Source organism: Allobosea sp. 05T439 (genome assembly GCF_056396005.1).
The window spans coordinates 77,790-96,586 of record NZ_JBFTKP010000023.1 but is presented as its reverse complement, the minus strand read 5'-3'; the positions used below and the strand labels follow the sequence as shown (position 1 = coordinate 96,586).

Here is an 18,797-nt window from a genome sequence, read left to right as displayed (position 1 = left end):
GACAATGCGCTGCCGAGCACCGGGATACTGCGCTTGATCTCGTTCTCGAGCCGGCCATAGCCGAAGGCAGCGGCAAGATTGACCGGCCCGAGCCGGGTCGTGCCGTAGAGGCCGGCCTGGAAGACATCGGCCTCGGCCTTGCCGAGACCACCGGCGAGTGAGGAGCGGGCGTTGCCGCCGGAGACCGCAAAGCCCGCGACCGTGCCGGGCATGATCCGAAAATCGGCGCCCACGGCGAGATGGGCATCGTCGAGATCGCGCTTGGCCGAGCCGATGCGCGCGCTGCCGTCGGTGCGACCGACCGAGCCGAAGGCCGCGCCCCAGACCGTATAGGCCGGGCTGCCGAGCCGCGCTGCCGGGGCCGGCAGATCGGCACCCTTGCGGACGAGGCCGGAGAAGGAGGCTTCGCCGGGAGCGGGTCCGGCGCTGCCACGGCCCGCCGCGAAGGGATCGAGCATCGCACGCAGGAACTGGTCGGCGGCCGAGACCGCCATGGCCGGTGCGGCCGTATGGGCCTCGCCCGAAAGCTGGTTCATCGCCCCGGGAATCGCTGCGGCCGGCAGGTTGTAGATGCCGAACAGCGCCGACGGATCGGCCCCGCCCGCCACGGCCCGGTCGAGGCCGGCGGCGACCGAAAAGGCGTTCAAGGGCGATGCGACGAAGCCGGTCAGCGGCTTTGGCGCAAGGGTGAGCATCACGTCGTTTGCGGTATAGGCCAGGCTGGTGGCGATGCCGGCTCCGAAGGTGGCGGTCGAATCGAGCGTGCCGAAACGCGTCCCGCCGAGCCCGCTCTGCGCCGAGAGCAGCGTATACGGCGTCGTGAAGGAATAGGGCCCGCCCAGCCAGACCAGCCTGAGCGTGCCTGCGAGGTTGGCCTTGCCCGTGACATTGACCCGGTCCGAGGCCGTACCCTGGATCTCGGCCTCATAGACCGAGCCCGCGCCCATGGTCAGGGTGCCGTTGACCGTCAACGTTCCCGGCGAATTGCCCGGCGCCAGCGTGCCGTTCACCACCGTCGAGGGCAACTGACCGGACCCGCCGAGCCGCGCACCGGCCGCAACGGTCACGCTCCCGGTCGAGGTGATGGCGCCGTTCCCGACGAGTGTTCCGCCGTTGATCGCCAAGCCGTCGCGAAATGTCGAATTGCCGGACAGCGTCCAGGTCCCGCCATCGACCTTGGCATTCCTGAAGTTCCTGAAGGCACCGTCGAAGCTCCCGCTTCCCGCTCCCGTCAGCGTAAGCATCTCGCCCCCGGCGCCGGCATCGATGTCGCCTCGAACGAGCGCTCCGGTTTGCATCGTCAGCGTGCTGGGGCCGCTGCCGAGCAGGACCGTGCCATTGATCGTGCTGCCTGCATTGAGCCGGAGATCGAACGCGCCGGTGCCGCCCTTGATCGCCGCGGCGGTGCCCGAAACGGTCGCGTTGGAAACGGTGACCGCGGCGTTGCCCGCCCCGACGATGGTCACTCCGATGCCGGCTGCATTGGCCAGCCCGCCAGTGACGCTGCCGCCACGGATCTCGATGGTACTCGGGGCTGCGGTATTGGTGTAGACGCCATGCCGGCCGCCTTCGACGGCGCCTGCACTCTGCCGGTAGGTTGCGGCGCCCGTCGACTCGAGGCGCACCGCATCAAGGACATGGGCCTTGATGGTGCCGGAATTCGTGAGCGTGGCGCTGGGCCCCGACAAGGCCCGGAAGCCGATATCGCGTCCTTCGATGCGTCCTGAATTCGTGGCGTTGACCGTGCCGTTCTGAAGCAACGCACCAAAAACCTGGGGGGAGTACGTTGAATCGGCGGTGGCGACGAGGCTGCCGGCATTGGTGAAGGTCATGTTGTTGCGGGACCAGAAGCCGACCTGGATATTCTTGAAGCTCAGCGAGCCGCTATTGTTCAATGTGCCGCCGGCATTCATGATGACGCCGAAGCTGTCGAGTGTTTCACTTGAGACAGTGCCGGCGTTGATAAAGGTTCCCGAGATTGCGGAGGTGGCGAAAACCACGCCGCCTCGAATGATCGCGTTATTCTGGACCGAGCCGCCATTCTCGATATGCACGCCGATGCTCGTGCCGCCGATCTGGCCGTTATTGACGACGTGCCCTGCTGCTCCGGCAGTGACGATGCCCTTGTTCGACCCGATCACCGATCCGGAAGCGTTGACCGCGACGTTGCCGCCATTGCGCAGCCAGATGCCGAAGATGTCCGAGTTCGGAGTCAGGACCCGGACCGAGCCGTCGACATTGACGGTCCATGCCCCGTTCGCAAAGCCTGCTGCCCAAGGCTGGATGGCATGATTGCCGCCAAATTGGGTCGTGACCGACGCGTCGGGCAGGATGTTGATCGTCCCCGTGAGGATGCCCGGGGTTGCAGGATTGATCGGCGTGATGATGACCCCGGAATAGTCGAAGCTCTGGGCATGGCCCGGAAGCGTCAGGCAGGTCGCCAGGGCTGTCGTCGTGACCAATGTGGCGACCAGCTTCCCCCCGCGAAACGGGCGCAGCTTCGCAATCGGCCATGGCCCTTGGCTCGTCATCATCGCGATCCCATAGCCGGAGGCATTCGGTCCCAGCGGGGCGCGGCCGAATCCAGAGCCAAATCAGCCTAAGGATAACGTAACGTAAAGGCCACGGGGAAACCGATGGATAGGGCGATCTGTCCCCAGATGGTGCCGTAAGGTCACATGACGCTCCTCTGGATACCACCGAGAGAGGCCGTTCGGACCCAAGAGGGCAAACTGTTCACACCGCCGGAGGCAAGTCGGACAGCGTTGCCCGCGCGAGGCGCGCGCCGACCGTCAGCCCCCCGTCACGCTCATATGGCGCCCGACGGCAGGGCGGGCATGCCTGCGATCGATGACGAAGTCATGGCCCTTCGGCTTGCGCGAGATCGCCTCGTCCATGGCACGGTAGAGCAGGGCATCGTCGCCGGAGGCGCGCACGGCGGCGCGCAGATCGGCGGCGTCCTCCTGGCCAAGGCACATGTAGAGAGTGCCGGTGCAGGTCAGGCGCACCCGGTTGCAGCTCTCGCAGAAATTATGGGTCATCGGCGTGATGAAGCCGAGCAGTCCGCCGGTCTCGCGAACCCGGACATAGCGCGCCGGTCCGCCGGTGCGATAGGGATCGTCGTCGAGCGTATAGCGGTCCATCAGCCTCGCGCGGACGATCGAGAGCGGCAGGAACTGGTCGATGCGTCCGGGCTCGATCTCGCCGAGCGGCATCACCTCGATCAAGGTGACGTCCATGCCCAGGCCATGGGCCCATTGCATCAGGCCCTCGATCTCATCCTCGTTGACGCCCTTCAGGGCCACCGCATTGATCTTGACCCTGAGCCCGGCCTCGCGCGCTGCCTCGATGCCGCGCTGCACTTTGCCCAGATCGCCCCAGCGCGTGATCGTGCGGAATTTGTCCGGATCGAGCGTGTCGAGCGAGACATTGATGCGCCGCACGCCGCAGGCTGCGAGCTCGCTCGCATAGCGCTCGAGCTGCGAACCGTTGGTCGTCAGCGTCAACTCGTCCAGCGCGCCGCTGGCCAAATGCCGCGAGAGCGAGCGGAACAGGCTCATGATGTCGCGCCGGACCAGCGGCTCGCCGCCGGTGATGCGCAATTTGCGGCTGCCGCGCGCCACAAAGGCGGTCGCAACCCGGTCGACCTCTTCCAGCGTCAGCAGATCGCGCTTGGGCAGAAAGGTCATGTCCTCGGACATGCAGTAGACGCAGCGGAAATCGCAGCGATCCGTCACGGAGATGCGCAGATAGCTGATCTCCCGGCCGAACGGATCGATCAGCGGCGGGCGCATCACGGGCTTGTGGGAGTCGATCAGCACTCTGGTTTCGTCTCTACAGCGTTTCCACCATCCGCTGCTCGCACGTGCGTGGTGGCAGCCGCATAGCTATATCATGTTCAGACATTGGCACTGGCGTGCGCGGCGTCAATAGCTGCGATCGTCACATCCCCTTGGTGAAAAACGAAGATGTCAGCCTGGCCCACCGAAATCCGCCTCTCCAAGGATCGGCGCACCCTCCACATTGCCTTCGAGGACGGGGCGAGCTTCGCGCTGGCCGCCGAGCTGCTGCGGGTGGAAAGCCCGTCCGCCGACGTCCAGGGCCATGACCCGAGCCAGAAGAAGACGGTGCCGGGCAAGGCCGAGGTCGAGATCATCGGCGTCGACCCCGTCGGCCACTACGCCGTCAAGCTCTCCTTCGACGACATGCACGATACCGGCATCTTTGCCTGGGACTATCTGCGCGAGCTCGGCGAGCATGCGCAGGAGAAGACGCAGGCCTATCTCGACGCTCTCGCCGCCAAGGGGCTGTCGCGGGAGCCTGTCAGGCGGAGGTGACCGGCTTCCGAACCGGCGCGGTCAGGACCGCCCGGCTCGAACAACAAAAAGGCCGGCACGAGGCCGGCCTTCCTTATCCAGGGAAACGGTCGCTCAGCGGGCGACGACGACCCGGGTGCCGACCTTGGTACGCTCGTAGAGGTCGATCACATCGTCGTTCAGCATGCGGATGCAGCCCGACGACACGGCCTGGCCGATCGTCTCCGGCTCGTTCGAGCCATGGATGCGATACAGGGTCGAGCCGAGATACATGGCGCGGGCGCCCATCGGGTTCTCGGGGCCACCAGGCATGAAGCGCGGCAGGTCGGGGCGCCGCTTCAGCATCTGCGACGGCGGGGTCCAGGTCGGCCACTCCGCCTTGCGCGTGATGGCCTGCGAGCCGGACCAGTCGAAGCCGGGGCGGCCGACGCCGACGCCATAGCGCACGGCCTTGCCCTCGGGCAGCACGAAATAGAGCCGGCGCTCGGTCGTGTTGATCACAATGGTGCCGGGCCGCTGCCGGGTGTCATAGGACACGATCTCGCGGGGAATGGCGGTAGCCTGCGCCTTGGCGGCCTCAGGGTTCTGCATCAATGGCTGGCGCGTCAGCGGATCGATCTCATAGGCATTGGCAGTCGACGCGGCAGCCATCAGGCCCAAGCCTGCGAACATGGCCATTCGGAAAGAGCGGTTCATCTGGACCTCAGGGCGTGGATTCGCGCGGACATGAAGTTGACCGGAAAAAGTCAACATCTCCTCAATCTCCTGTCAGACTCACGTTTGGCGTGCAATCATTGTGGCATCACATCGACGCGAGGCACGGGCTTTCGACCGCCGCGTTGCGCACCTRCAACATAAACTTGGCCGCTCAGCTCTTGAGCACGACRCAGGCCCCGTTCTGCGCCTGGATGCGACGGCACAGCGCGGTTGCCTCGGTTCGTGTGGCGGCCGGGAGCCGCACCCGATAGAAGGCCCGCGTCCCGCGACTGCGCAGCCGCGTGCCGATGATCATCGGTTGCAGCTCGGCAATGATCGTCCGGTGCTTCTCGCTCGCCCGCTGGAACGACGCCAGCGCCCGTGCCTTCGAGAAGTTTCCGGCCAATTGCACGCCCCATGGCGCGAAGGGCGCCTCCCGCAGCTCGAGCGGTTTGCTGCCGGCGCGGATCGCCACGACCGTCGTTGCGCAGAACGAGGTTTCGTCTTGCGTTGCGCGCCGGGCAGGGCGGTCGCGCCCGTCGCCGTTCACGGCCGCGCGCGCATCCTCGGCCCAGGTCTCGGCGGCGACGCCAGTGATCGAGAGCACATAATTCTCAGTCTCGAATGGCAGGCCGCCGCGACCGGCCAGCCAGGATGCGACCCGGTTCGGGCCGCCGTTATAGGCGGCGGCGGCGAGTCCCCAATTGCCGAAGCGCTGGCGCAGCTCCGCCAGGAAATGGGCAGCCTTCGGCACGGCCTGCTCCGGGTCGAACGGGTCGAGCAGACCGCGCTCGCGCGCCGTGCCCGGCATGAACTGCGCCACGCCCTGGGCTCCCGCCGGGCTGGTGACGCCCGGGCGAAAGCTCGATTCCTGAAAGATCAGCCGGGTGAGGAACGCGGCCGGAACCCCCTGGCCCCGCGCCGCTTCGTCGATCAGCCGGCAGAGGGCCTGCTCGATTCCGGAGGAAGCTGGCTCCTCCGGCGCTGCCAAGGCCGGACACGCGAGCAGCGCGCCTGCGAGGCATGCCGTCGACGCCAGATGCCGGTGACGCCGCCGCGGACAGGCCGTTGCCGCCCCGCCGAGCCGCCGCAACAGGCGCGGCAGGATGTCGGCCGCGGCCTCAAAGGCGTCTGCGATCACAGTTTGAGGGGTTGGGCGGATCGGCATGGCTCTGTATCGCATGGGCGCACTGATTGCTCGACACATCCCGCCCGTCTCGGTCACAATCCGTCTCGGGTCCGGAACCTGTGTTTGACCGGACAAGTCTGCGGAAGGGCCTAACGATGTTCAACTGGATCATTCAGGCATTGCTGGCTTTGGCCGGGATCGTCGCCGCTTGGTTCGTTGCTCCCAGCGCTCCCAATTTCGACTTTGTTCAGATGGTGGTCGCGCTTCTCCTGCTGACGGTCTTCGTGGCGCTCGCGGCCTTCTGGCCGACATTGGCCATCTGGCGCCGGAACCGTCGGCCCCGCGACCGGGCATGATCAGGTGTTCGAGGGGCGCGTCTGCTGCCGCGCCGGGGCGAGGCTGAAACCAATCGGGTGTTCGCGCGTAGTTGCTTCATCTGCAACCGCCATAGGGAATTCCTGTGTCCGAGCCGCGCAAGGGGCCAGTGGATGGTGCCGCAAAGGCGCGCGAGGGCGGTCGTCTGATGCAGGTTTCCGCTGAGGAGCAAGCGCTCTTTACCGGTCGCTCTCCTTCGAGAACCAGGGAAATGTCATCCGCTATGCCGACGCGGTGCGGGATATCGGGACCATGTTCAAGCGCGCCCCTGCAGGGGATTCCCCCTGACCGCGAAGCCGGCGCAATGGACACGATCCGGCATCGTGGACACACTCCGACAGTCTGAGCAAACCAGTCCAGCGAAGGAGTTCGCTCAATGCCGATCGGGTCGCCTCTGCCTGTCCTTGCCGCAGTTTTCCTTGCCATCGCCTCGGGCGCCGCCCCCGCCGCAGCCCAGCAGCGGACGCTCGGTGCGCCGACAGGCTCGGTCCGCATCCAGCAGGTCCAGGTTGCCTTCATCGGCTCCGGCGAGGTCGGCGGCGGAACGCTGAAGTTCGGCGGCCGTTCCTACGGCATCACGGTCGGCGGTGTGGGCTTCGGCGGCTTCGGCGCCTCACGGATGACGGCGTCCGGGACGGTCTACGGCCTTCACCGCTTGCAGGATTTCACGGGGGCTTATGTCCAGTTGCGCGAGGGTTGGGCGCTGGGAGCGTAGGGCAAGGGCAGCGTCTGGCTCCGCAACAGCAATGGCGTCACGATGAAGCTGAACACACGCCGCCAGGGTCTGCAGCTTGCGCTGGGGGCAGACGGCATCCTCATCGGTTTCAAGTGATCCGGGGCCGAAGGCCCGCGCTCTGACACAATCGGACCTGACGAGATCGCGAGCCAGGGCTTGCTCGCGATCTCGCCGAGATTTCTACTGAATGGCGCCGCGCTTGGGGCCGAAACCGTCGAAATAACAGCGGCAAGGGGCGCCTCTTGGCGATGGCGGCGCTTCGCAGGAGCCGCGGGAGGTGACGCACATGTCGCCATAGCGCGGCTGGCGATAGGGGCGCTCATAGCCGTAGCGCGGCGGCGGTGGCCGGTCGTAGTCCCAGCCCCGATCATAGCCGTAGCGCGGCGGCGGGCGGTCATAGGGGTCATAATACTGTGCGTGCGCCGCTGCCGCCGGGATCAGCGCCGAGACCACTGCCGACGTGAGGATCAGTTTTCTGAGCAGCATCGATGGGTCCTCCGATTCGAGGCGTGAATAGCTCGCTGCGGATGAACGGAACGTGACCCGCTCTGTTCCCTCCAGGGCCAAAGGCGCGCTTTCCCCATGGGCAACGGATATGCGCGGCGTGAGCGGCAGGTGACGCGCGTGCTCTGCGGCCTGGCGGTCCGCGCCAGCGAAGTCAGCTGTCGGGATTCGCCGCAATGTCGCATTGTGTGGCGTTGCCGCCTGATGGAGGCGGGGAGGGCCTCCTACAGCACTGCGGCTGGGTCGGTGCTGAGATTTCCCCGGCTGCGTGCGGGCTTGGCGGAACTGCGCCTTGACGGCGCATGTGTCCGCGACTAGGAGAAGCGCCGGTCCGGGCGGCTAGCTCAGCGGTAGAGCACTCCCTTCACACGGGAGKGGTCACAGGTTCGATCCCTGTGCCGCCCACCATTTTTCCTCTTCATATCGCTGTCGAGATCTGTGCAAAGCGCGCTTTGCGTGCATCAGCATGGCTATCCAGTTGTGACGCAGATATCGCGCTGCTTGCCTCAACGACGGGCCGCGTCACCCGACCTGATCGGTMAGCAGCGGAGCCGATCAAAGCCCCGCCGATCGCTATTTCGCCGATGCGCAAAGCGCGGGCGCCGGCTCCAGTATCTGCCGCACGGCGCCGTGCAACTCGTCGAAATGCTGGATCACGAGATCGGGCTCCAGCTCCTCGATCGGGACATCGGTATAGCCGAAGGGAACGCAGATCGAGGGGATACCGGCGGCACGCGCGGTGGTGATATCCGTGCGTGAATCGCCGATCATCACCGCGCGCCTAGGGTCACCGCCGGCGGCTTCGATCGTCAGCGTCAGGTGGCGGGGGTCGGGCTTGTGGAAGGCGAAGCTGTCGCGCCCGGCCACAGCCGCAAAATGCCCGCTGATGCCAAAATGCTCGAGGATCAGGCGCGTGTGCAGGATCGGCTTGTTGGTGCAGACGGCGAGCGCATAACCGTCCTCCGCCAAGGCCTGCATGGCAGCAACGACGCCCTCGTAGAGATAGCTGTTCGAGGCGACGTCCTCGGCGTAGATTCCCAGGAAGTCCTGGAACAGCCGCTCCAGCGTCTCTTCGTCGAGCGGCCGTCCGGAGACGCGAAAACCACGTTCGATCAGGGCGCGGGCGCCGGCGCCGACGAGTTMACGCGCGCGTTCCAACGGCAGGGGCGAGAGCTTTTCCTGCTCGAGAATGACGTTGAGCGTGCGCATGATATCGGGMGCGGTCTCGGCGAGGGTGCCGTCGAGATCGAAGACGACGATGGGGAGCAAGCTCATGGGCGGGGTTCCGGTGCGCAGGTGCTTTGGGCCTCTAAAGGCGGTCTGGTCCGGTTTGGCAAGCGAGCCGCGCCGGATCGTCATCTTGGCAGGCAGCAACAATGCTATCTTTGCCTTGATTCGCGTGAAGGATGGCAGTGGTGTCTGAATATCTTGAAAACGCCGGCTTCCGCCGGTCGGTGCTCAGGGCGCTGCTGGCGCTCGGCACCTGCATCGTGCCGCATGTCTCCGCTCAGGCCGCGCCCTTCGAGTTTGCGCCTGCGCCGCAGACGGATCTCAACCGTGTCTACAGGGTCGATCGCGCCACCGGCGAGGTCGGCGCCTGCCAGTTCCAGCTCAAGGAAGGCGGCGTCGGCGTCACTGTCTGCTTCCCGGCGGGGGAGGGGGCCGGCCCGCAGGCGCCGAGCGACTACCTGCTGATGCCGTCGCGCCACGAGCGTGAAGGTGGCATCTTCCGCGTCAATGTTCGCACCGGCGAGATGAGCATCTGCTACGTCTTCGACGACAAGGTGGTCTGTACACCGCAGACGAAATAGCCCCGTCCTGCGCTTCGAGCACCTGCAGCATGCGGCATTTTGAATCGGCGCGACGCGATCGCTCGTGCTAGAGGCCCGGGCATGTCCGCAATCGCGTCGAGGCCCGCCATGCTGAAGCTGAATGATCCGTCGCTCCTGAAATCGCAGTGCTATGTCGATGGCGCCTGGATCGGCGCGGACGTCGATGCGGTCGACAATCCCGCAACCGGCGAGCTGCTGGCCAAGGTGCCGCGCTTCGGCGCCGATGAGACCACCGCTGCGGTCGAAGCCGCCTCGCGGGCCTTCAAGCCCTGGGCGAAGAAGAGCGCCAAGGAGCGCTCGGTGATCCTGCGCAAATGGTTCGACCTGATCATGGCGAACCAGGAGGACCTGGCGCAGATCATGACCGCCGAGCAGGGCAAGCCGCTGAGCGAAGCGCGCGGCGAGGTCGCCTATGCCGCCTCCTTCGTCGAGTTCTACGCCGAAGAGGCCAAGCGCATCTATGGCGAGACGATTCCCTCGCCCTTCCCGAATTCGCGCATCATCGTCCAGAAGCAGCCGGTCGGCGTCTGCGCTGCGATCACGCCCTGGAATTTTCCGGCCGCGATGATCACCCGCAAATGCGCTCCCGGTCTCGCCGCCGGCTGTACCTTCGTGGTCAAGCCGGCCCCGGATACGCCGCTGACGGCACTGGCTCTGGTCGAACTGGCCGAGCGGGCCGGTTTCCCCAAGGGCGTCATCAATCTCGTCACCGGCGATGCGCAGGCCATCGGCGGCGTGATGACCTCGCACCCGGCCGTGCGCTTCATCGGCTTCACCGGCTCGACGCCGGTCGGCAAGCTCCTGATGCAGCAGGCCGCCTCGACGGTGAAGAAGGTTGGCCTCGAGCTCGGCGGCAATGCGCCCTTCATCGTCTTTGACGATGCCGATCTCGACGCTGCCGTGCAGGGCGCGATCATCGCCAAGTACCGCAACATGGGTCAGACCTGCGTCTGCACCAACCGGCTCTTCGTGCAGGACGGCATCCATGACGATTTCGTCGCGAAATTCGCCGGCGAGGTCGCAAAGATGAAGGTCGGCAACGGTGCCGAAATCGGTGTCGTGCAGGGGCCGCTGATCAATGAGCGCGCGGTCGAGAAGGTCGAGCGTCATGTCGCCGATGCCGTCGCCAATGGGGCGAAGGTCGTGGTCGGCGGCAAGCGCCATGCGCTCGGTCGCACCTTCTTCGAGCCAACCGTGCTTGCCGGCGTCACCACGAAGATGCTGGTGACGCGCGAGGAAACCTTTGGCCCGCTCGCTCCGGTCTATCGCTTCACCAGCGAGGACGAGGTCGTGGGCATGGCCAATGACACGCCCTTCGGGCTCGCCGCCTATTTCTACACCCGGGATCTCGGTCGCGCCTTCCGCGTCGCCGAGGAGCTCGAATACGGCATGGTCGGCATCAACTCCGCCATCCTCGGCACCGAGGTCGCGCCCTTCGGCGGGGTCAAGGAATCCGGCCTCGGCCGCGAGGGCTCCCTCCACGGCATGGATGAGTTCGTCGAGATCAAGTACATGCTCCTCGGCGGGCTGGGCGCGTGACAGGTCAGGACAAGCTGATGAGCCCCGACGACCTCAAGAAGCAGGCGGCAGCGCGCGCGCTCGAACTGGTTCGCCCAGGCATGAGGCTCGGCCTCGGCACGGGCTCGACGGCGAAGCATTTCGTCGACCTGCTCGGCGCTCGCGTTGCGGCGGGGCTGGATGTGCTCTGCGTCGCGACCTCCGAAGCGACGCAGGCCCAGGCCATGGCGCTGGCCATCCCGATGTCGACGCTCGATCAGACGCCGGAGCTCGACCTGACGGTCGATGGCGCAGACGAGGTCGATCCGCAGCTTCGCCTGATCAAGGGTGGCGGAGCAGCCCATCTGCGCGAGAAGATCGTCGCGGTGGCCTCGAAGCGCATGGTCGTCATCGCCGATGACACCAAGCTGGTCGAGACCCTCGGGCGTTTCCCGCTGCCGATCGAGGTCGTGCCTTTCGGGCTTGAGGCGACGCGTCGCGCCGTGGCGTCCGCGATCGCGGCATCGGGGGCGGCAGGCGAGATCAAGCTGCGGCTGCGCCCGGACGGCTCGACGCTGGTCACCGATGGCGGCCATTTCATCCTTGATGCGCATCTCGGGCGCATCGAACAGCCCGAGGCGCTCGCCGCCGCCTTGAACGCCGTTCCGGGCGTGGTCGAGCACGGGCTCTTCCTCGGCATTGCCTCCTGCGCCATCCTCGCCAGCAGCTCGGGCCTGAAGATTCTCGGCACGATCGAATGATTCCATTCCGGCGCAATCCGCGCTAAGGAGACGCGCACCACGCCGCCCGGAACCGGACGGATACGTCACCACGCCGATCGCGGCGATACCGAAACCGCCGGGTGGACCGGCTCGCTTGCCGAAGGGCGGGCGAGGGTCATGCCCGGGCTGTGTGAGTCAGCCTGATAATGAAGGGGCCCAACGCAATGTTCCGTCACCACCTCGCCGGCGTGGCCGTCGGTCTGGCGCTTGTATTCGCCGTGCCTGCGCAGGCCCAGGCTCCGGCTGCGACCCCGGCTCCGGCCTCCACGGTKACGGCTTCGCAGCTCCAGGCTGGCCGCGATGTCGTGATCTCCTCGGGCATCGCACAGTCCTTCGAGTCGATTTACGGCGAGTTCCGCGATCGCGTCCGCCAGATCGTCGGCACCACCCGTCCCGAGATCCAGAAGGATCTGAATGAGGTGATCGATACGCTGAAGCCGGAATCCGATCAGAAGATCGCGGAGATGATCACCGCGGCAGGCGAGATCTTCGCGAAGAAGATGACCGAGTCCGACCTCAAGGAGGTCGCCGCCTTCTTCAAGTCGCCGGTCGGGCAGCGCTACAACGCCTTCCGTCCGCAGGCGATCGACGAGATCTTCGTCGTGCTGCAGCCATGGACCCTGCAGACCAGCAACTTCCTGTTCGATCGGTTCAGCCAGGAAATGCGCAAGCGCGGCCACCAGCTCTGAGCAGCCGACACAAGCCGTCCAAAGAGAAGGCCGCCGGTGATGAACCGGCGGCCTTCTTGGTTTTCGAGACGGGGGGCGGTTCACCGCGCGGCCCGCATCCGGCTCGATCATCCCTTGCACGGGCAGCAACTGAGGCGCCCCGGCGGGACATATGACCAGGGCGGGTCGCTCAGACCATCGGGCTGGATAGTCGCATCCGGTCCGATGTCTGAGCTTCAGTGATTGCATCGGCCCGAAAACTGCAATCCGCTTCCGGGCCGATATCTTAGTCTTCGGAAGCCTTGAACCTGTTCAGCCCGCTCATCACGAAGGGCGCGACGAGCCCGATGAAGGCCAGGCCGAGCAGGATCGCGGAGCCAGGGTTCTCGAGCAGGATCATCGGGTCGCCGAGGCTGATCTGGAGCGCGCGGCGCAACTGCGCCTCCGCCATCGGGCCGAGGATGAGCCCGACCACCATCGGAGCGACCGGATAGTCGTAGCGGCGCATCAGAAAGCCGAGGAAGCCGAAGACGAAGAGCATCGAGAGTTCGACCACCGAGGCCTTGACCGCGAGCGTGCCCATCGCCGCGAAGACCAGGATGCCGGCATAGAGCCAGGGCTGGGGGATCGCCAGAAGCCTGACCCAGAGCCCGATCAGCGGCAGGTTGATGATCACCAGCATCGTGTTGGCGATGAAGAGCGAGGCGATCAGGCCCCAGACGAGATCGGGGCGTTCGGCGAAGAGCAGCGGGCCAGGGTTGAGCCCGTATTGCTGGAAGCCAGCCAGCATGATCGCGGCCGTCGCCGAGGTCGGCAGGCCGAGCGTCAGCAGCGGCACCAGCGTGCCCGCCGCCGAGGCATTGTTGGCGGCTTCCGGGCCGGCGACGCCTTCAATCGCGCCCTTGCCGAACTCGCCGGGATATTTGCAGAGCTTCTTCTCGGTCGAATAGGACAGGAAGGTCGGCACCTCTGCGCCGCCAGCGGGCAGCGCGCCGATCGGGAAGCCGAAGGCGGTCCCGCGCAGCCATGGCGCCCACGAGCGCTTCCAGTCCTCCTTGGTCATCCAGAGCGAGCCCTTGATCGGGACGATCTCCTCCGGGTCCCGGAAGCGCTTGGAAGCGACATAGAGCGCCTCGCCGACCGCAAACAGGCCGACGGCCAGCGTCGTCACCTCGACGCCGTCGAGCAGTTCCGGCACGCCGAAGGTCAGGCGCGCCTGTCCGGTCAGGCGGTCGATGCCGATCAGGCCGAGCGTGACGCCGATGGCGAGGCTGGTGATCCCGCGCAGAGGTGAATCGCCGAAGGTCGCCGATACCGTGACGAAGGCGAGGATCATCAGCGCGAAATAGTCCCACGGCCCGAACTTGACCGCGACCTCCACCAGCCACGGCGCGAGGAAGGCGAGGCCCAGCGTCGCGATGGTGCCGGCGACGAAGGAGCCGATCGCGGAGGTTGCCAGTGCCGGGCCGCCGCGGCCGGCCTTGGCCATCTTGGAACCTTCGAGCGCGGTTGCGAGAGAGGCACTCTCTCCTGGCGCGTTAATCAGGATCGCAGTGGTCGAACCGCCATACATGCCGCCGTAATAGATGCCGGCGAACATGATCAGCGAGCCGGCGGGATCGAGCTTGAAGGTCACCGGCAGGAGCAGTGCCACCGTCAGCGCCGGGCCGATGCCCGGCAGGACGCCGACTGCAGTGCCGAGGAAGACGCCGACCAGCGCGAAGAGCAGTTTCGACGGCTCGATCGCGACGGCGAAGCCGTGCATCAGTGCGTTGAATGTGTCCATTGTCCCGGCTCCTCAGAACAGCTTTTCAAGCGGACCGGACGGCAGCGTCAGCTGCAGCAGCTTGGAGAACATCAGGAAGATGGCAAGCCCGAGCACGAGGCCGATGCCGAAATCGACGGCCAGTGCCTGACGGCCGAAGGAGCGCGCGGTCGCGGAGAAGACGATGGCCGTCGCAATGATGAAGCCGCCGCCGAGCCCGATGCAGGCGATCAGGCCGATCAATCCGCCCGTCAGCCAGAGCACCGCGGTGCTGTCGACCGCCTCGGGCTTGGGCAGGCCCTCCCGGAACGCGACGACGAGATGGCACAGGCCCAGCACGCCAAGGACGGCGCTGACCACGTAGGGCATCGCCGTCGGGCCGACGCCATAAGTCGAGACGATCGTCTGCGATTTCGCGTCATAGGCGACGAGAGCCGCCGCGATCAGCAGCAGAGCTGCGACGACGAGGGCGGGGATGTCGGCGCCCTTGGCCGAGGAGGTGGAGGCCATGTCGTTCCTTACCTGGTTTGATGCGGACCAGAACCGGTGCGCCCAGCTGATGGCAAAGCGGCGACTGCCAGAGATAACTGGCAGGAGAGAATGGGCGGGCGGTGATGGCACCGCCCGCCCATGCCTATGTTCGTCAGTCGCCTGTGGCGTTACTTCACAAGGCCGACGTCGCGGAGGACCTTGCCGACGCGGGCATCTTCGGCCTTCAGGAAGGCTTCGAACTCGGCGCCGCCGAGATAGGCGTCATCCCAGCCGCGAGCCTTGAGGATCTCGGCCCATTCCTTCGACTTGGCCATCTTCTCCATGGCATCGGCCAGCACCTTGCGCTGCTCGGCGGTGATGCCGGGAGGGGCGACGACCGAACGCCAGTTCAGCACCTCGAGATTGACGCCGCCCTCCTTCAGGGTCGGGGCATCGGGGGCGTTGGGGAGGCGGGCGCCGGAGCTCACGCCGACGACGCGCAGCTTGCCAGCCTTGATCTGACCCTCGAACTCGCCATAGCCCGAGATGCCGGCCGTGACGCGCCCGCCGAGCAGCGCGGCCAGGGCCTCGCCACCGCCGGAGAAGGGGATGTAGTTGATCTTGGTGGCATCGCCGCCGACAGCGCCGGCGAAGAGGGCAGCCATGATGTGGTCGACGCCGCCGGCCGAGCCGCCAGCCCAGGTCACCTTGGCCGGGTCGGCCTTGACGCGGTCAGCGAGGTCCTTGGCGGTCTTGATCGGCGAATCCGCGRGAACGACGATGACCTGAGCCTCGGCGGTCAGGCGTGCGATCGGCGTCACCTGGCTGAGATTGACCGGCGACTTGTTCAGGAGGATGGCGCCGACCATGACGAAGCCGTTGACCATCAGCTGCGAGCCGTCGCCCTTGGCGCCGTTCACGAACTGCGCAAGGCCGATGGTGCCGCCCGCGCCGTTGACGTTGTTGACCTGCACGCTCTTGGCGATGCCGGACGCGGTCAGCGCCTGCTGCATCGAGCGGGCGGTTCCGTCCCAGCCACCACCCGGCGCGGCCGGAGCCATGATCTTGAGCTCGAGCTGCGCAAATGCGGCAGTCGTCAGGCCAGCGAGCGCCAGAGCCGTCACGGCTCCGCGCGACAGAATGGATTTGAGCATGTTGTTCCTCCGCTTGCGGATTCCCGCACTGTTTTGGTGTCAGCGCTCCGCGAGTGACACTTTGACGCTCCGCCGGTCAATTGCGCCTGATTGCATAATCTCAAGTCAAGGTCTTTTGCGCATCAACGCACGCGAGCCGGCGGAATTCACGCTAGGCGGGCTTGGTGCGATCGCGTAATCGCATGACCATGAGCTTGAACTTCAACTCGCGGGATGTCGATCGCGCTGTGATCACCGACCCTTCCCCGTCGCGCCAGGCCCTTCGACTCGCAGCGCTGGGCGGCATCCTCATGGTCGCGTTGCCGCTCGTCATGTGGGCGGCAAATCGGTCCGCGCCGCTGATGCTCGGGCTGGCGGCAGCGGCATTCGCTGCCGCTGCCGTTGCCGCTGCGGGCCGCGATGTCGGCCCCCTGTTGTGGCGCATCCTTGCAGGCTTGCGAAGCCCGATCGGCCTCGCACTGACGGCCTTCCTTGCCTGGGCCCTGGTCTCGCTGCTGTGGACGCATCGGCCGGCATCCGGCTTTGCAGCCTGGGCTGAGTTGCTGCTGCCTCTTGGTTTTGCCCTGGTGATCGCGGCGAGTGCCTGGTTCAGGCCGAAGCAGGCACTGATGCGGGCCCTGGCCATTTGCCTGATACTGGCCTCGGGCCTGATCTTCCTGGAGCTGCAGAATGGCCTCGCTCAGCGCATTACGCTGGGCCTGGGCGGCAAACAGATGAGCTTTATATTCAACCGGCCGGTCATCGCCTGCCTCGTGCTCCTGGCTCCGGCTGTGCACTTGCTCTGGAGCGGCGGATCGAAACGCGTCGCCGATCGTCTGCTGGCGGGGGGCGTAGCCGCAGCGGTTGCGGGCATCATTCTCTATTCCGATAGCGGCACTGCGAAACTTGGATTGGGCATTCTCGTCCTTGCCTGGCTGCTGGCCCGCCTGCTTCCACGCCTGACACTGGCTGCGACGGCACTTGGCTTTGCGGCGACGCTGGTGCTGGCGCCGGTGATCGGACAATTGGTCGATCGGCTTCTGCCGCCCGCGCTCTATGAGCAGACGGCCGAATCCCATTCACGTGACCGCGTCGACATCTGGCTCAGCTTCGGGGAGGCGATCGCGGCCCGCCCGTTCATCGGCTCTGGCTTCGGCTCCTCCTCGGCCCTCCAGACGCACCCGGTCGCAGAACAGGTCTCGCCGCCACGTCGCTTGCTCCTGGCGGTTGGACACCCGCATAGCGCGCCGATTCAGCTCTGGACGGAAACCGGCATCGTCGGCGCCGCATTGCTGCTGGTTGCTGGGCTGTTGTTCTTCCGGAGGCTTGGCGCCTTGTCCGCGCGCGAACGCGCCCCGCGGCTTGCACTTTTTGCGGCAGCCTTCGTCATGGCATCGGTGGGACATGGCGCCTGGCAGGGCTGGTGGATCGCGGCCCTGGCTGCCGCCGCCCTTTGGTTCGAGTCGGGCCGAGATGTCGGCCGAGGAGCAGAGCATGGCTGATTTCGATGTCGACCTTTTCGTGATCGGCGCTGGTTCCGGCGGTACGCGCGCGGCGCGGATCTCGGCCGGTCACGGGGCGCGCGTCATGATCGCCGAGGAAGACCGCATCGGCGGCACCTGCGTCATTCGCGGCTGTGTCCCGAAGAAGCTCTTCGTCTATGCCAGCCGCTTTGCAGACGAGTTTGAGGATGCTGCCGGCTTCGGCTGGACGCTCGACAAGCCGAGCTTCGACTGGCCGACCTTGCGGGATGCCGTTGCCAACGAAGTGACCCGGCTCTCCGGCCTTTACCGCAAGGGGCTTGAAGGCGCCAAGGTCGCGATCCGCGAAGAGCGCGCTGTGGTCGAAGGGCCGAACACGGTGCGCCTGCTGAAATCCGGCGAGACCGTCCGGGCCCGGCACATCCTGGTCGCGACGGGAGGCTACCCCGCCTTCGATCCGCCGATCCCTGGCGGCGAACTCGGCATCAGCTCGAACGAGATCTTTCATCTTCCGAGCCTGCCGCGGCGCATGCTGGTGGTGGGCGGCGGTTATATCGCGCTCGAATTTGCCAGCGTGTTCCGCCGCCTCGGCGTCGAGGTGACGGTGCTGCACCGCGGCGACAATGTCCTGCGCGGCTTCGAGGAGGATCTGCGCGTGCGCCTCCGCGATGCGCTGGTCCATGCGGGCATCACGTTGCGGCTGGGCTGCACCATCGATCGCATCGAACAATTGGCCGATGGTACGCGCCGTGCCCATTGCGCCACGGGCGAGCCGATCGATGCGGACGTGGTTCTCGTGGCGACCGGCCGTCGTCCCAATACGGTGGGGCTCGGCCTGGAGACCGCCGGCGTCAAGCTCGGGCCCATCGGTCAGGTCATGGTCGATGCGAATTCGGCCTCGACCGTGCCGTCGATCCACGCGGTCGGCGATGTCACCAATCGCATCAATCTCACGCCCGTCGCCATTCGCGAGGGCCACGCCTTCGCCGACTCGACCTTTGGCGGAAAGCCCTGGGCAATGGACCATCACGTGGTGGCCTCGGCAGTATTCACCACACCGGAGATCGGAACGGTCGGCCTGACCGAGCAGCAGGCGATCGCCGCTGGTTACGAACTGCGCGTCTTCGAGGCCGGTTTCCGGCCGATGAAGGCGACGATCTCGGGCCGCCACGAGCGCATCTACATGAAGCTCGTGGTCGACGCGAAAACGGACCGGATGCTGGGTGTCCACATCATCGGCCATGACGCGGGCGAGATCATCCAGGCGGTGGCGATTGCCGTCACCATGGGAGCGACCAAGGCCGATTTCGACCGCACCATCGCGCTGCATCCGAGCGCGGCCGAGGAACTCGTGACGATGCGGACGGCGCGCMACTGAGCAGCAAGGCGGCGCCCCTTGGGGCGCCGCCTTG

18 protein-coding genes and 1 tRNA gene are annotated in these 18,797 nt (G+C 66.2%); 10 read left to right on the top strand and 9 right to left on the bottom strand.

Translation table 11 applies throughout. The features are described from left to right. Together AC1DIO_RS23425 and moaA are read right to left on the bottom strand one after the other, a co-directional pair. The coding region (locus AC1DIO_RS23425; RefSeq protein WP_476854146.1) for an autotransporter outer membrane beta-barrel domain-containing protein at positions 1-2,531 on the bottom strand (2,531 nt) is incomplete at its 3' end. A gap of 261 nt (positions 2,532-2,792) precedes the next feature. Further along, positions 2,793-3,794: a GTP 3',8-cyclase MoaA gene (moaA, locus tag AC1DIO_RS23420; RefSeq protein WP_476854147.1), complete on the bottom strand. Its 1,002-nt coding sequence runs from the start codon at positions 3,792-3,794 to the stop codon at positions 2,793-2,795. Positions 3,795-3,968: 174 nt separating this feature from the next. Here moaA and AC1DIO_RS23415 point away from each other — a divergent pair, with 174 nt between their 5' ends. Next, complete coding sequence (locus AC1DIO_RS23415) at positions 3,969-4,337, top strand: gamma-butyrobetaine hydroxylase family protein (protein ID WP_476854145.1); 369 nt, start codon at positions 3,969-3,971, stop codon at positions 4,335-4,337. A gap of 93 nt (positions 4,338-4,430) precedes the next feature. On the opposite strand, the gene AC1DIO_RS23410 is transcribed toward AC1DIO_RS23415, so the two are convergent. Both AC1DIO_RS23410 and AC1DIO_RS23405 read right to left on the bottom strand, forming a co-directional pair. Beyond that, positions 4,431-5,012: a L,D-transpeptidase gene (locus AC1DIO_RS23410; protein WP_113514822.1), complete on the bottom strand. Its 582-nt coding sequence runs from the start codon at positions 5,010-5,012 to the stop codon at positions 4,431-4,433. 172 nt (positions 5,013-5,184) lie between these two features. Next, a complete protein-coding gene (locus AC1DIO_RS23405) occupies positions 5,185-6,180 on the bottom strand; it encodes a lytic transglycosylase domain-containing protein (RefSeq protein ID WP_476854144.1) in 996 nt (331 codons plus the stop codon). A gap of 116 nt (positions 6,181-6,296) precedes the next feature. Here AC1DIO_RS23405 and AC1DIO_RS23400 point away from each other — a divergent pair, with 116 nt between their 5' ends. Both AC1DIO_RS23400 and AC1DIO_RS23395 read left to right on the top strand, forming a co-directional pair. Beyond that, positions 6,297-6,497 carry a hypothetical protein gene (locus AC1DIO_RS23400; RefSeq protein WP_441489215.1) on the top strand — a complete coding sequence of 67 codons (201 nt, stop codon included), beginning with the start codon at positions 6,297-6,299 and terminating at the stop codon, positions 6,495-6,497. Positions 6,498-6,892: 395 nt separating this feature from the next. Next, positions 6,893-7,231, top strand: a complete 339-nt coding sequence (locus AC1DIO_RS23395) for a hypothetical protein (RefSeq protein ID WP_476831997.1) — start codon at positions 6,893-6,895, stop codon at positions 7,229-7,231. A 201-nt stretch (positions 7,232-7,432) separates the two neighbouring features. Here AC1DIO_RS23395 and AC1DIO_RS23390 read toward each other — a convergent pair whose 3' ends face one another. Continuing rightward, entirely contained in the window at positions 7,433-7,738 is a 306-nt protein-coding gene (locus AC1DIO_RS23390) for a hypothetical protein (RefSeq protein ID WP_113514830.1), read from the bottom strand. 351 nt (positions 7,739-8,089) lie between these two features. On the opposite strand from AC1DIO_RS23390, the gene AC1DIO_RS23385 reads away from it, so the two are divergent. Further along, positions 8,090-8,164: transfer RNA gene (locus AC1DIO_RS23385), tRNA-Val, on the top strand. A gap of 165 nt (positions 8,165-8,329) precedes the next feature. Here the strand turns inward: AC1DIO_RS23385 and AC1DIO_RS23380 are convergent. Next, on the bottom strand, positions 8,330-9,031 hold the full coding sequence (locus AC1DIO_RS23380) for an HAD family hydrolase (RefSeq protein WP_476854143.1): 702 nt from the start codon (positions 9,029-9,031) through the stop codon (positions 8,330-8,332). Between the two features lie 131 nt (positions 9,032-9,162). On the opposite strand from AC1DIO_RS23380, the gene AC1DIO_RS23375 reads away from it, so the two are divergent. The 4 genes from AC1DIO_RS23375 to AC1DIO_RS23360 all read left to right on the top strand — a co-directional run bounded on the left by AC1DIO_RS23375 (position 9,163) and on the right by AC1DIO_RS23360 (position 12,556). Next, positions 9,163-9,567 carry a hypothetical protein gene (locus AC1DIO_RS23375; protein ID WP_441506564.1) on the top strand — a complete coding sequence of 135 codons (405 nt, stop codon included), beginning with the start codon at positions 9,163-9,165 and terminating at the stop codon, positions 9,565-9,567. A 108-nt stretch (positions 9,568-9,675) separates the two neighbouring features. Continuing rightward, positions 9,676-11,127, top strand: coding sequence for an NAD-dependent succinate-semialdehyde dehydrogenase (locus AC1DIO_RS23370; RefSeq protein WP_476854142.1), 1,452 nt, complete (start codon positions 9,676-9,678; stop codon positions 11,125-11,127). 17 nt (positions 11,128-11,144) lie between these two features. Further along, positions 11,145-11,846, top strand: coding sequence for a ribose-5-phosphate isomerase RpiA (gene rpiA, locus AC1DIO_RS23365; RefSeq protein ID WP_441489222.1), 702 nt, complete (start codon positions 11,145-11,147; stop codon positions 11,844-11,846). Positions 11,847-12,031: 185 nt separating this feature from the next. Then, a complete protein-coding gene (locus AC1DIO_RS23360) occupies positions 12,032-12,556 on the top strand; it encodes a DUF2059 domain-containing protein (RefSeq protein WP_441489223.1) in 525 nt (174 codons plus the stop codon). 265 nt (positions 12,557-12,821) lie between these two features. Here the strand turns inward: AC1DIO_RS23360 and AC1DIO_RS23355 are convergent, their stop codons facing one another. From AC1DIO_RS23355 to AC1DIO_RS23345, 3 genes are all read right to left on the bottom strand, one after another. Continuing rightward, positions 12,822-14,321, bottom strand: coding sequence for a tripartite tricarboxylate transporter permease (locus AC1DIO_RS23355; protein WP_441506561.1), 1,500 nt, complete (start codon positions 14,319-14,321; stop codon positions 12,822-12,824). Positions 14,322-14,333: 12 nt separating this feature from the next. Continuing rightward, positions 14,334-14,810: a tripartite tricarboxylate transporter TctB family protein gene (locus tag AC1DIO_RS23350; RefSeq protein WP_113512879.1), complete on the bottom strand. Its 477-nt coding sequence runs from the start codon at positions 14,808-14,810 to the stop codon at positions 14,334-14,336. Positions 14,811-14,959: 149 nt separating this feature from the next. After that, positions 14,960-15,925, bottom strand: a complete 966-nt coding sequence (locus AC1DIO_RS23345; protein WP_476854141.1) for a Bug family tripartite tricarboxylate transporter substrate binding protein — start codon at positions 15,923-15,925, stop codon at positions 14,960-14,962. A gap of 182 nt (positions 15,926-16,107) precedes the next feature. Here AC1DIO_RS23345 and AC1DIO_RS23340 point away from each other — a divergent pair, with 182 nt between their 5' ends. Next, positions 16,108-17,406, top strand: coding sequence for an O-antigen ligase family protein (locus AC1DIO_RS23340; protein WP_476854140.1), 1,299 nt, complete (start codon positions 16,108-16,110; stop codon positions 17,404-17,406). Further along, positions 17,399-18,763: a glutathione-disulfide reductase gene (gene gor / locus AC1DIO_RS23335; protein ID WP_476854139.1), complete on the top strand. Its 1,365-nt coding sequence runs from the start codon at positions 17,399-17,401 to the stop codon at positions 18,761-18,763. Before AC1DIO_RS23340 ends, gor begins: the two co-directional genes overlap by 8 nt. Positions 18,764-18,797 lie beyond the last annotated feature (34 nt).